This is a genomic window from Variovorax sp. MSC1_012, assembly GCF_023667525.1.
Taxonomy (GTDB): domain Bacteria; phylum Pseudomonadota; class Gammaproteobacteria; order Burkholderiales; family Burkholderiaceae_C; genus Variovorax; species Variovorax beijingensis_B.
Genome location: NZ_CM174443.1, coordinates 1,610,838 through 1,623,422, shown reverse-complemented (window position 1 = coordinate 1,623,422; position 12,585 = coordinate 1,610,838). Strand labels below are relative to the sequence as shown.

Annotated in this window: 15 protein-coding genes; 10 read left to right on the top strand and 5 right to left on the bottom strand. The window is 66.5% G+C overall.

Annotated elements, in window-relative coordinates:
• Positions 1–67: 67 nt before the first annotated feature.
• From L1081_RS07670 to L1081_RS07655, 4 genes are all read right to left on the bottom strand, one after another.
• Positions 68–712 (bottom strand): L,D-transpeptidase, encoded by a 645-nt coding sequence (locus L1081_RS07670; RefSeq protein WP_489415894.1) that lies wholly within the window; start codon positions 710–712, stop codon positions 68–70.
• A 38-nt stretch (positions 713–750) separates the two neighbouring features.
• Complete coding sequence (locus tag L1081_RS07665; RefSeq protein WP_489415893.1) at positions 751–1,056, bottom strand: proteophosphoglycan ppg4; 306 nt, start codon at positions 1,054–1,056, stop codon at positions 751–753.
• A gap of 135 nt (positions 1,057–1,191) precedes the next feature.
• Entirely contained in the window at positions 1,192–1,431 is a 240-nt protein-coding gene (locus tag L1081_RS07660; RefSeq protein ID WP_489415892.1) for a hypothetical protein, read from the bottom strand.
• A 27-nt stretch (positions 1,432–1,458) separates the two neighbouring features.
• The gene (locus L1081_RS07655; RefSeq protein WP_319432671.1) at positions 1,459–1,719 is read right to left on the bottom strand and encodes a hypothetical protein; all 261 of its coding nucleotides are present in this window, start codon (positions 1,717–1,719) and stop codon (positions 1,459–1,461) included.
• A 292-nt stretch (positions 1,720–2,011) separates the two neighbouring features.
• Here L1081_RS07655 and L1081_RS07650 point away from each other — a divergent pair, with 292 nt between their 5' ends.
• The 9 genes from L1081_RS07650 to L1081_RS07610 all read left to right on the top strand — a co-directional run bounded on the left by L1081_RS07650 (position 2,012) and on the right by L1081_RS07610 (position 11,693).
• Positions 2,012–2,431, top strand: coding sequence for a type IV pilin protein (locus L1081_RS07650; protein WP_489415891.1), 420 nt, complete (start codon positions 2,012–2,014; stop codon positions 2,429–2,431).
• Positions 2,425–3,024, top strand: a complete 600-nt coding sequence (locus L1081_RS07645; RefSeq protein ID WP_489415890.1) for a prepilin-type N-terminal cleavage/methylation domain-containing protein — start codon at positions 2,425–2,427, stop codon at positions 3,022–3,024. The genes L1081_RS07650 and L1081_RS07645 overlap by 7 nt, the downstream gene beginning before the upstream one ends.
• Positions 3,021–4,193: a PilW family protein gene (locus L1081_RS07640; protein WP_489415889.1), complete on the top strand. Its 1,173-nt coding sequence runs from the start codon at positions 3,021–3,023 to the stop codon at positions 4,191–4,193. Before L1081_RS07645 ends, L1081_RS07640 begins: the two co-directional genes overlap by 4 nt.
• Before the next feature lie 23 nt (positions 4,194–4,216).
• The gene (locus tag L1081_RS07635; protein WP_489415888.1) at positions 4,217–4,753 is read left to right on the top strand and encodes a pilus assembly PilX family protein; all 537 of its coding nucleotides are present in this window, start codon (positions 4,217–4,219) and stop codon (positions 4,751–4,753) included.
• Positions 4,754–4,796: 43 nt separating this feature from the next.
• Complete coding sequence (locus L1081_RS07630) at positions 4,797–7,910, top strand: PilC/PilY family type IV pilus protein (protein ID WP_489415887.1); 3,114 nt, start codon at positions 4,797–4,799, stop codon at positions 7,908–7,910.
• Between the two features lie 15 nt (positions 7,911–7,925).
• Positions 7,926–8,441 (top strand): GspH/FimT family pseudopilin, encoded by a 516-nt coding sequence (locus L1081_RS07625; protein WP_489415886.1) that lies wholly within the window; start codon positions 7,926–7,928, stop codon positions 8,439–8,441.
• A 119-nt stretch (positions 8,442–8,560) separates the two neighbouring features.
• Positions 8,561–9,403 carry a DUF6502 family protein gene (locus tag L1081_RS07620; RefSeq protein WP_489415885.1) on the top strand — a complete coding sequence of 281 codons (843 nt, stop codon included), beginning with the start codon at positions 8,561–8,563 and terminating at the stop codon, positions 9,401–9,403.
• Entirely contained in the window at positions 9,400–10,737 is a 1,338-nt protein-coding gene (locus L1081_RS07615) for a DUF5666 domain-containing protein (protein ID WP_489415884.1), read from the top strand. The genes L1081_RS07620 and L1081_RS07615 overlap by 4 nt, the downstream gene beginning before the upstream one ends.
• Positions 10,738–10,874: 137 nt before the next feature.
• Positions 10,875–11,693: a L,D-transpeptidase family protein gene (locus tag L1081_RS07610; RefSeq protein WP_489415883.1), complete on the top strand. Its 819-nt coding sequence runs from the start codon at positions 10,875–10,877 to the stop codon at positions 11,691–11,693.
• Here the strand turns inward: L1081_RS07610 and L1081_RS07605 are convergent.
• Positions 11,690–11,881 carry a hypothetical protein gene (locus tag L1081_RS07605; RefSeq protein WP_489415882.1) on the bottom strand — a complete coding sequence of 64 codons (192 nt, stop codon included), beginning with the start codon at positions 11,879–11,881 and terminating at the stop codon, positions 11,690–11,692. The two genes, L1081_RS07610 and L1081_RS07605, sit on opposite strands and share 4 nt — an antisense overlap.
• Before the next feature lie 192 nt (positions 11,882–12,073).
• Between L1081_RS07605 and L1081_RS07600 the strand changes: the two genes are divergently transcribed.
• A complete protein-coding gene (locus L1081_RS07600) occupies positions 12,074–12,583 on the top strand; it encodes a universal stress protein (protein WP_489415881.1) in 510 nt (169 codons plus the stop codon).
• Positions 12,584–12,585 lie beyond the last annotated feature (2 nt).

Here is a 12,585-nt window from a genome sequence, read left to right as displayed (position 1 = left end):
GCCGCAGGGCCGCTCAGCCATGCCCATTGCGTGGCACTCCTCGACCGAGCGAGCGCCGGCCCCTTGTTCAGAGCACGGAACGCCCCAGGAATTCGAAGCGCTGGTGCGGCGCCACGGTTTCGGGCAACACGTACACCACGCCGCGGCGGCTGCCGAGCGCGGGCTGGATGTAGGCGTCGTAGAACGCGGCTGGCACATTGATACAGCCGTACGAAATGCGGTTGTCGGCCACGCTTGGCGAAGCCAGCCGCTGCAGGCGGCGTTCCGACTGGTCGGTGGTGCGCACCCGGTGCATGGAAACGGCCGCGTCATAGTCGATCCACACGATGTCTTCGCCCTTGGTGTTGCGCCCCGGCTCCGTCTTGAAGCGCCCCGCCGGCGTCGTACGCTCGTCAGGCCGAATCCTGGACATTTCCCGCTCGCCGATGCCCGGCACGGAGTCGTCGCCGCGCGCCAGGCCCAGCAGTACGGGCGACGAACCCTGGAGCCGGCCCGCCGCGTCGAAGACGAAGACACGGGCGTTCTTCTTGTCGACCACCGCGAACGGGGCGGCCCGATTGTCCGCCGCGGCCACGATGGCCCGCGCGAGCCAGCGCGGATCTTCCACCGCAGCCGGCGACGGGGTCGAGGCCGACAGCGACAGAAGAGAGAGCGAAACGAACACGGCAAGCGCGCGGCTCGCCGCGCCCGGTGCAGCTGTCAAGGCATGCATGGATTGGCCATGCTGCGTGGGACCAGAACGGAACGCGTTCAGTTGCGGTCGGCGCGCGCCCGCCGCATTGCAGGCGTGTCGCCCGAGGCGGCCATGGAGGTGCCGGCGCTGCTGCCGGTGTCGGTCGAGCCTTGGGCCGTGGGTGCAGAGCTAGCCGGCGCGCTGCCGGTCTGCGGGCTCTGCGGGGTCACGCCCGTGGTGCCCATGGGACCACCGGCCGGATTCTGCTGGCCTGCCGCGGTGGCCGGATTGGGCGGTGCCGTGGTGGGCGGGTTGCCTTGCGCGAAGGCTGCGCCTGCGGCACCCAGGGCCAAGGCGGCAATGAGTCTGGAAGTGCTGTTCATGGTCATGTCTCCTGAAAAAAAGCCGGCTGTCCCCGGCAGATAAGGGCCGTGCCGGACCGGATGCCCGACCTTGGAAAAGCTAGGTTCTTGCCGGCTGCGCCGGGTCGGCTCGCAGCGCGGCACGCTGTAGGAGGGCTACCTCTTGGCGTCTGCGTCGCGGCCCTGCTCCGCCTTGTCCTTGTCTTGCGGCGCCTTGGGCAGCTTGACCTTGGTCACCGTGACGGACACCGGGTCGCTCGCGGGAAAGGATTCCTCGACCCCGCTGTCCAGGGCCTCCTCGCTCGGCGCCTGTTCGGTCGGCTTGGCGGGCTCGACCGGCGGCTTGCCGTGGTTCTTGGAGGTGGGAAAGGGGAAGGCTTTTTCGGAAGAAGTCATCTTGGGCTCCTCAGGCCATCCAAGCGCTCAGGGCTTGGACGGCTCCTGGTTGGTCTTGGGGCGGAGGTCTTCCCGCAGCCCGAAAGCTGCGGAATCGTCGTGGCGCGAGGCCTCCGCGTTCTTGCGCTTGCGCGCCATGCCTTCGGCCGGCGCCGGTGCCGAGTCCGGCTCGCCAGCGGCCGAGGAACTGCTCGCGAACTTTTCGCCCGCGCCGATGTTGTCTACGCCGCCGTCGGTGGTGGGCCGCGATCCGTCGCCTGAACCGAGGCTTCCGGGTGCTCTGGTCATGTCGATCGACTCCTCTCTGTTCGCCTTGGGGCGCCTTGGGAACACAGGTTGGAACGAACCGATTCTGGGAGGTACCTCGGTCGCGCACGTAGGACGAGGCCAGCGTCCCTTAGTCGGAAGCTTCCTCGCCCCGGCGCCGCCGTTACGTTGTTGAATGTTGCCGAAGTGTTTCGTTAGAGGCGCAACACCTTGTCGGCGGCGCTCGAATGGATCAGCATCGAATGCCCCCTATTCACATTTGTATGTGATAAATTCACATAAATAACATTGTGAAACATTGATGGCCAGTTGAATGAAAAAGCACTCGTTCCCGCGCAAACGCAATGGCTTCACATTGATCGAATTGATGATCACGGTGGCGATCATTGCCATCCTGGCGTCCATCGCGTATCCCAGCTACCAGCAATACATCATCCGGTCCAAGCGCTCGGCGGCGCAGGCGCAGATGATGGACATCGCCAACCGCCAGCAGCAGTTCCTGCTGGCCAACCGAAGCTACGCCACCAAGGACGCCCTCACGGCCAGCGGCTACGCGCTGCCCGCGGAGGTTGCGGCCAACTACGGCTACACCATCACGCTGCAGGACCCGACCAGCACACAGGTGCCCAGTTTTCTCCTGACCTTCAGTCCTACGTCCACGGGAAGCCAGAGGGGAGATGGCGACCTCACGCTCGACAACCAGGGCGTCAAGACGCCGGCGGGCAAATGGTGAAGCGCCATTTGCCCGCCGCACCGAACGGCCGCGCGCAGCGCGGTGCCACGCTGCTCGAGGTGCTGGTCACGCTGCTGATCGTCTCGTTCGGGCTTTTCGGGCTCGTGGGGCTGCAGGCGCGGCTCCAGACGTCGGAGATGGAGTCCTACCAGCGCTCGCAGGCGCTGATCCTGCTCAACGACATGGCCAGCCGCATTGCCACCAACCGCCGCGCCGCCGCCAGCTATGTCACGGACTCGCCGCTGGGCGCCGGCGTCACTTGTCCGACTGCCGTCGCCTCGCGCCAGCAGGTGGATGCGAAGGAATGGTGCGACGCCTTGCAGGGCGCGGCCGAGACCTCGGACGACACCAAGCTCGGCGCGATGATCGGCGGCCGCGGCTGCGTGCAGGACCTGGGCAACAACGAATACCTGATCACGGTCGCCTGGCAAGGCCTGGTGCCCATCGCCGCGCCGCCGGCGGGCGTGCCCTGCGGCAAGGACATGTACGACGCGGCCGCCCCGGCCTCGGCCAGCGAACCGGCGCCGGCCTGTTCCAGCGACAGGTGCCGCAGGACCGTGACGACGCTGGTGCGCATCGGGAATCTCTCATGAGCCGGGCCCGCTTCGCGACCGCGCTTCGGCGCCCTGCCCGGCTTGCGCGCGCCTCGCTGCGCCAGCGGGGCCTCACGCTGATCGAGCTGATGGTGTCGATCACCATCATGCTGATCGTCGTGGCCGCGCTGCTTGCGCTGTTCCTCAACGTGAACAACACCCAGCGCGAGATGGTCAGGGTCAACCGCCAGATCGAGAGCGGGCGCCTCAGCGTCTTCGTGCTGGAGAACGAGATCTCGCACGCCGGCTTCTGGGAAAACTACATGCCCGAGTTCGACGACCTCACGGTCAGCGGCGTGCCCCAGAAGGTGCCCACGGGCACGGCGCCCGATCCCTGCCTGGCCTACTCGGCCGCCAACTGGACCGACGACTACAAGCGCAGCCTGCTCGACATGCCCGTGCAGGCCTACGAAGCGGTGCCCGCCAGCTGCACCGACCTGCTGCCGAACCACAAGGCAGGCACCGACGTGCTGGTGGTGCGCCATGCCGAAACCTGCGTGGCGGGCGCGCCGAACTGCGAAGCCGACACGCTGGGCAAGCTCTACTTCCAGTCGTCGTTCTGCGGTACGCAGAAGCCCTCGGAATTCGACCTCAGCACGGCCGACTTCGCCAACATGCTGGCCAAGAACTGCACCGCGCCGGCGCCCAAGCGAAAGTTCATCTCCGACATCTACTACGTGCGCACCTACGCCGAGACCGCCACCGACGGGATTCCGACCCTGGCGCGCTCCCGCTTCGACCTGTCGGCCACCGGCCTCGCGCAGCAGCCACCGGTTCCGCTCATCGAGGGCATCGAAGGCTTCCGCGTCGAACTGGGCCTGGACACGGTGAGCAAGACCGGCGCGCTCGTGAACTACGCCCAGGCCATCAACTGGGCCGACACCGCCAACAGGTCCACGCCCACCAACCGCGGCGACGGCAGCCCGGACGGCAACTTCATCCACTGCAGCACGGCCTCGCCCTGCACTGCCGACCAGCTGATGAACGTGGCGGCGGTCAAGCTCTACGTGGTCGCCCGCAGCATCGAGGTCTCGCCGGGCCACGAGGACACGCGCACCTACAACCTGGGAAGCGGATCGATCGGCCCCTTCAACGACCACTACAAGCGGCATGCGTTCACCACCGCGATCCGCATGACCAACGTGACCGGACGCAGGGAAACGCCGTGAAGCCATTGACAACACACTCCGCCATGAGCAGGCAAGGCGGCGCGGCGCTGATCGTCGGGCTGATCATGCTGCTCCTGATCACGCTGGCCGTGACGGCGGGCTTCACGCTCAGCAACACCAACCTCAAGTCGGTGGGCAACATGCAGAACCGCAACGAGGCCGTGGCCGCGTCGAACCGGGCGATCGAGGAAGTGGCGGCCTCGCTGCTGCTGCCGGGCGTCGATGGTTCGCCTTCGCTGGCGGCGCCTCAGGCCACTGCGAGCCTGGTGGACATCAACAACGACGGCACGAACGACTACACGGTGGACATTGCGGCGCCGACCTGCGTGCGTGCGACCAAGGTTGCCGGCAGCGGCGGTGGTGGCAACGTGGGCCCCGGCGGCATTACAGGAGGCGCGTCCACCAGCGGCTCGGGCCTTGCGACGGTGCCCGACCAATACAACTCGGTCTGGGATATCAGCACCACCGTGACCCACACCGGCAGCGGCACGGTCACCGCGGTGCGCCAGGGCGTGAGAGCGCTCCTGAACAAGACGCAGTTCGATGCGCTGTGCTCCTGACCCCCATCCTGCGAATGATCAAGAAGACGAACGGATCGCAACCATGAAAAACAACTTCTTCCGGTCGCTTTGCGCCGCGGCGATGCTGATGTTCGGCCTGCCTGCCGCGCAGGCGGAAGACATCGATCTTTTCGTCGACTACAACCGGACGACAGCGGCGGCGCCGAACGTGTTGTTCGTGGTGGACAACACGGCCAACTGGACGCCCATGTTCGGGAAGGAGATGGAAGCATTGGCCAAGGCGTTCGAAAGCCTGGATCCGAACGAGTTCAAGGTGGGCATCATGATGTTCACCGAAACAGGGGCGGGCAATTCCGGCGACGACGGCGCCTATCTGCGCGCGGGCGTGCGCACGCTGAATGCAACCAACAAGCTCGCCTACGGTGCGCTCATCCGCAGCCTGGGGGTGAACAGCGACAAGTCGAATGGCGGCAAAGCCGGCAAGATGATGGCAGAAGTCTACCGCTACCTGGCCAGCAAGGAACCCATTGCCGGGAACAAGAAGGCGAAGGCCGACTACAGGGGAAACGTCTCCGGCACTGATGCCTCCAACGCCATCTATGCGCTGGAGGGCAACCCGCTGAGCAGGAAGGACGCCACCACCTACAACGGCCCGGACATCACCAACTGCATTGGTACCTACGTCATCTATATCAGCAACGGAGCCGCGCAGGACAACAATAATGACAGCACGATATCGGCGAATGCCCTGCGCGAAGCAGGGGGCGACACAACCACCATTACGCTGCCGGTGAGCGGCTCGCAGGACAACATGGCCGACGAATGGGCCCTGTTCCTGCGGGCCCGCATGGGCGTGAAGGTCTATACCATCGAAGCCGCCAAGGCAGATGGCGGCCAGGGCCCTGGCTGGACAGCACTGCTCACGAGCATGGCGGTCAAGAGCGACGGTGAGTACTACGACCTCTCCGCCAAGCCCGACCTCGGTGCGGCGCTGAACGATGCGCTCGACAAGATCTTCAGCAAGATCCAGTCGGTGGACAGCGTCTTCTCGTCGGTGAGCCTGCCCCTCAGCGTGAACACACAGGGCACCTACCTGAACCAGGTGTTCGTGGGCATGTTCCGCCCCGACGAAACCGCCTATCCGCGCTGGCATGGCAACCTCAAGCAATACAAGCTCGGGCTGGACAAAAGCAACCAACTGATCCTGCAGGACGCGGCCGATATCAACGCTATCAACAACGAGACCGGCTTCATCGATCCCTGCGCACGGAGTTTCTGGACGCCGGCGCAGATCAATACCTACTGGTCGTTTAAGCCCTCCGGCGACTGCATTCGTACGGACCCGATCACGGGCAAGAAAATCGACCTTACCGTTTCGGACAGTCCCGACGGCAGCGTGGTCGAAAAAGGCGCACAAGCTTATACGCTGCGCCAAATGGCCGTGGCGGCCCGCAACGTCCAGACCTGCGCGCCGGGCACCTGTTCGGTCCTGACGAGCTTTGCCGATGGCAATGGCGACATCACCTCGACGGCCCTGGGCGTAAGCGACACCGACCGAACAAAGCTGATCGATTGGCTGCGGGGCATGGACAACAAGGGTGACGAGCGGAAAGGCACCGATGGAAAACCCTTGACCTCCACCGCCATGCGGGCCTCGGTGCACGGCGACGTGGTGCATTCGCGGCCGGTCGCCATCAACTACGGCACCGACGCAGAGCCGCAGGTGGTGGTGTTCTACGGCGCCAACGATGGCATGTTGCGCGCCGTCAACGGCAACCGGAGCGCGGCAATCGGTTCGGCCCCAGCCGGCAAGGAGCTGTGGTCTTTCGTGCCGCCGGAGTTCTACGGCAGCATCAAGCGGCTGTACGACAACACCACGCGCATCAACTTTCCCGACCTTCCGGTCAGCGCGGACGCCCCCACCCCTGCCCCCAAGCCCTATGGCATGGACGGCGCGATGACCGCCTACCGCCAGGGCGATGTCGCGTGGCTGTATGCGAGCATGCGCCGCGGCGGCCGCCTGATCTACGCCTTCGATGTTTCCAATCCGGCGGCTCCCGTTCTCAAATGGCGCCGCGGCTGCCCCAACCAGGACAACGACACCGATTGCGACACCGGCGCCAACGACATGACCGGCATCGGCCAGACCTGGTCACCCGCAAAGGTGGTCAAGGCCAGCGGCTATGGTGCCGGCAGCACGCCCCTGGTGATGTTCGGTGGCGGGTACGACAAGTGCGAGGATGTCGATACCACGAAGTCGGCTGAGGCCTGCGGCGCGGCCACCAAGGGCAACAAGATTTACGTGCTCGACGCCAGCACGGGCAACGTCCAGAAGACCTTCGACACCGTCCGCGCAGTCAGTGGCGAGGTCACTATCGTGAACGACAGCACGGGCCTGGCCAAGATCGCCTACGCGGCCGACATGGGTGGCAACGTCTACCGCATCAAGATCGGAACTGCAGCGCCCGCCAGCTGGGAGATGACCAAGATCGCCTCGCTCGGCTGCAACGACACCGCGAATGGCTGCACGCCCAATCGCAAGTTCATGTTCGGCCCCGACGTGGTCGAGGACAACGGCATGTACGTGCTGCTGCTGGGTTCGGGCGACCGCGAGAAGCCGCTGCGCTCCTACTCGGCCGCGTTCGGCGTCTCCAACCGCTTCTACATGATGGTGGACAAGCCCAACGACGACAGCTGGCTCGCCGCCGAAGCCGACCAGTGCGATGGCAACAAGCTGCTGTGCCACAACTCCCTGCTGGAAATCACCGGCTCGACACCGCCTCTGGCCTCGGACCTGGCCGCCAAGAAGGGCTGGTATCTCGCGCTTGCCGCTGGCGAGCAGGTGGTGACTTCATCAGTGACGGCCTATGGCACCACCACGTTCAACACCCACATTCCCACCGATCCAGCGGCCCAGCGCCAGTCCTGCCGCTCCGACCTGGGCACGGCCAATGTCTACAACCTGTCGTATCTCGACGCCGCGGCACGGGCCGAGAATGGCATCCGGTATCAGAACGTCGAAGGCGGTGGCCTTGCGCCCTCGCCCACTGTTTTCCGCGCCCCGCTGGACGACGGCACCTTCCGCGACGTGGTGATCGGCGCCAATCCCGATTCGTTCCTGAGCCCGAAGGGAACCGCACCGAAGGCCGCCTTCAAGCAGCCCAAGGGCCGCGTCTACTGGTTCATCCAGAAGTAAAAAAGGAAAAAAGGGATGGCCATGCCCGGCACGCGCGCCCGCGGTTTCACGCTCATCGAGCTGATGGTCACCCTTGTGGTGCTGATCGTGCTGGTGTCGGTGGCCGTTCCCTCCTTCGACTACATACGGCTTTCGACCCGGCTGAATTCCTATGCGACCGATCTCGTCGCCGCCAGCCAGCTCGCGCGCAGCGAGGCCATCAAGCGCAACGCGCCCGTCACGCTGTGCGCCTCGTCCAACGGCACGAGCTGCGCCACCGACGGGCAATGGGAGGCTGGCTGGATCGTCATCAGCAGCGGTGCGACGCCCACGGTGATCCAGAAGCAGCCCGCGGCCGCCAGCGGCTACCGCATCCGCGACAGCGGCGACCTCAGCGCGCTCGCCTTCGAGGGCACCGGCGTCGGCGCCACCGCGGCCAACTTCACGATCTGCCGGGCTACCCCGCTGGGTACCCCGAAGCGGGTGGTCAAGATCAGTGCCACCGGCCGTTCCTCGGTCGCGCGGACCGAAGCAGGTAGCTGCGCCGCATGAATGAGGTCTTTTTTGTGCGATCCTCGGCGACGCGGACAATAGTGCACTGATCGACGGCCCCGGGGCCCTTCAGTCCCGGCCGCCGCACCGCAATCGCATCAGAAGAAACGCCTCATTTCATGGAACACCAGCTCGACTGGGCACTGGCCGCCTGCGCCCGCATCCTGCGGCCGGTGGTCAGGCTCGCCCTGGCGATGGGGGTCAAGCACCCGCACCTGGAAGTCCTGCTGCGCGACCTGCTGCTCGAGGAGGCCAAGCGCTCCTGGCGCCAACAGGGGGTGGCAAAGCCCAATATCAGCCAGCTGTCCGTCACCACCGGGCTCAACCGCAAGGCCGTGACGGCCAAGGTCCGTGACACCGTCGACGCCCTGCCCCACACCGAGATATCGGCCGCGGCCAAGACTTTCACGCTGTGGCTGCAGATGGTGTCGCAGAACCAGTCCTTCCAGCGCTTGCCGATCACCTCCGACGGCGACGATGCGCCCTCCTTCGAAACCGTGGCCAGGCTCGGCAGCCGCGGCAACGTGCACCATCGAACCATCCTCGACGAACTGGTGCGCCTGAACATGGTGGCCGAGCAGGACGGCTATGCCGAGCTCAAGGCCAGCGGCTTCGTGCCGGTGGACGACCTGCAGTCGATGCTGGCATTCCTCGGCGACAACGGCCGCGACCACCTGCTGGCGGCGGTGTCCAACACGCTGGGCGAAGAGCCCCGCATGCTCGAGCGCTCCGTGTATGCGCGCGGCCTTGGCCTGCAGGATTGCGAAAATATCCACCAGATGGTGCGCGACCGCTGGGCGGCCCTGCACCTGGAACTGGCGGGCGAGATGAACCGCGCGGTCGACCAGGCGCCTGACGGCGCCAAGGGGCGCATGCGTGTCGGCATCTACACCTACTATGAAGACGAGGCGGCGCCGGGAGCGCCTCCCGTCCCCGCGCCGCGGGACAAAGGAACACGATGATGAAGAACCACCACTACCGATGGATGCGCGGCATCCTCTTTGCCGGAGCCATGGCCTTGCTGCTCTCGTGCGGGGGTGGCGGCGGTGGCAGTGGTTCGGCAGGCAGCCTGGCCGGCATTGCCGGGAGCGGTGCGACGGACTCTGGAAGCGATGGCCCGGCCGGAGCGGGCACGGGAACCGACGGCACGGGTGGCACGAGCGGTACGGGTACTGCAGGCGGCGGCACCGACGGCACGAGCACTGCCGGCAACGGCAGCGGCGACGGCTCCGGTGTGGGCTCGGGCGGCACCGGCATCGGCTCCGTGGGCGGGCTGGGCAGCATCATCCTGAACGGCGTGCGCTACAACACCGACGCCGCCACCACCAGCCTGGAGGACGCTGCCGAACTGCAGATCGGCATGAGCGTGCGCATTGCCGGCAAGATCGACAGCGAATTCACCGCGGCCACGGCGCAGCAGGTCGAATCGGCTGCCGAGCTGCGCGGAGCCGTTTCGGCTGTCGATATCGGGGCCGGCAGCTTCGCCGTGATGGGCACCACGGTCACCATCGACAACGCCACCGTCTGGAGCGGCGCGAACAGCCTGGCCGAGGTCACGATCGGCAGCGTGGTGCAGGTTTGGGGCCTGCCCTCGGCGCCGGGCACCCTGCGCGCCACGCGCGTCGAACTGAAGCCGGCTTCGGCCGAGCCGCTGGTGACCGGCGTGGTACAGAACCTCGTCCCCGGACAGCAATTCACGCTGGGCCAGCTCACGGTGCGCTACGGCAGCGCCACGTTCTCCGGCGGCATCGACGCCTCCACGCTGGCCGAGGGCGCCATCGTCCGCGTGCGCGGCAGCCTTGAGCCTGCCACGGGCGTCTTCAACGCGACGAAAGTCCAGGGCTGGTATGCGGTGCCCAAGCAGAACGCCGCCGCGGTACAGCTCGCAGGTGTCGTCACCAACTACACCGGGATCGGTGATTTCCAAGTGCTCGGGACAAGAATCGATGCGTCCAAGACCAACTTCCCGAGCGCACTGGTGGATTCGATCGGTCCCGGCGTCAGGGTCGAGGTTGATGGCTTCATGTCCAGCGGTGTACTGATTGCGAAGAAGCTGCGCATCAAAGGCGGACCGGTCGATTTCACTCTCATAGGGCCGATCAGCAGCTACAAGTCGGCCTCCGACTTCAGAGTACAAGGCCGGCCAGTGAACGCCGGTGGTCCCACGACGGTATTTGAGAACGGCACTGTCGTTGACCTCGCTAGCCTAGCCCCCAACCGTCGTGTCTCAGTGGTCGGAGACGCCGTGATCGATGGAGTGCTCATAGCGAAGCGCGTCACCTTCCTGATGCCCTGACCAAGCCGTCCGGCACCGCGCATCCCGGGAACTCGCGCGGATGCCAGGGGTACCAACCTTCCAGGGCCGGCGCAGCTCGCCTGCCCTGGAAGGTATGAAAGAAACGGGAGCACAAAAGCACACGGGCGCGGCCGTTCTTGGCAGGCCGCGCCGCCCGGGCGTTCGTCTTTGCGGTGCTGGCAGGCGCGCTCGCCACCTGCTGGGCCGATCCGGTGCGCCTGCGCCAGGTTTTCGCGGAACAGGTCGACCGCCGGCTCGAATTGCCGCCCGACGAAGCGCAGCGCTATGGCCATCTGGCGCGCGATGAACTCAGGCGAGCGGGCATTGCCGACGAGCCGTCGCAGTACGCGCTGCTGGTGGACCGCAGCGCTTCGGTCCAGGCCATCTTCGTCTTCTGGCTGCCGGCCGGCGCTGCGCCCGTGCTGATCGGTGCGGCGCCGGTATCGACGGGACGCCCCGGCGGATTCGAGTACTTCGAAACGCCGCTCGGCGTGTTCGGCCACTCGGTGGCGAACCACGATTTCCGCGCGGAGGGCTCGCGCAACGAGCTCGGCATTCGGGGCTACGGCGAAAAGGGAATGCGCGTGTTCGACTTCGGATGGCAGCAGGCGCGGCGCCTGTGGGGCCGGGGCGGCACCAGCACGATGCGGCTGCAGATGCACACCACCGATCCCGACCGGCTCGAGCCGCGGCTGGGCAGCGTGCAATCGAAGGGCTGCATCCGCATTCCGGCCAGCCTGAACCGCCTGCTCGACCGCCTGGGCGTGCTGGATGCCGACTACCTCAGGGCCAAGGCCGAGGGCAGCGCGCCGTGGGTGCTTCCACCGGACCAGTCGCCCGTCGAAGGCGCCGGGCGCTATCTCATCGTCGTCGACAGCGGCCGCTCCGAACGGCCCGCCTGGTCGCCGCCGCCGAAGTCCGGCCCGACCGCCCCCGGCGCGAACTCCGCTCCCTAAGCCGCAGGGCCCAGCCCGATCGGCGCAGGCACGATGTTCACGATGCGGGCGAAGAGCGCCTCGTACTCCCGCTCCAGCCGGTAGCCGGTGAGCGGATCGCGGTTGCGGCCGAACGCCTCGTCGAGTTCGCGCCAAGCCTCGGGGATCAGCACCATCTCGGCGAGCGGCAGGATCTCGCGCTCTTCCATCGCAAGGCCGCGAAGTCGGGCGGGGTTCCCTTGCAGCGGTGCTGTTCGAGCAGGATGATGATGGAGCGCAGCATGGCGGCAGGTTCGATCCTTTCGCACGGCGAGGACGCCTTCGCTTGATCCGCATCAAGCCGCGCCTCGCACCGGCCCGGACACTGGCCGCACACCCACCTCAAGCAAAGCGAGGACACCATGTACCAGCGAATTCTTGTTCCTGTCGATGGAAGTTCGACATCCAGCCATGGCCTGGGCGAAGCCATTCGCCTTGCCAAGGTCACCGCAGGGCGGCTGCGCCTGATCCACGTCATCGACGAGCTCTCCTTCGCCCTGGCGATGGACGCCTACTCGGGTCGGACGGGAGACTGGCTCAACGAACTGCGCGCCGGCGCCACCCAACTGCTCGAGGAAGGCAAGGCAAGGGCCGCCGCCGAGGGCGTCGAGGCCGACTCGGTGCTGTGCGACAACTTCAGGGGGACCGTTCCCGACCGGGTCACGGCCGAGGCGGCTTCCTGGCCCGCCGACCTGATCGTGCTGGGAACGCACGGCCGGCGCGGCCTCGGCCGCATGGTGATGGGCAGCAGCGCGGAGCAGATCCTGCGCAGCGCGAGCGTTCCGGTGCTGCTGGTGCGCGCGCCCGAATCGCATGCCAAGGCGGAAGCGGCGCGCTTCACCATGCCGGGCGGCGCGGTGGCAAGCCAGTAGGC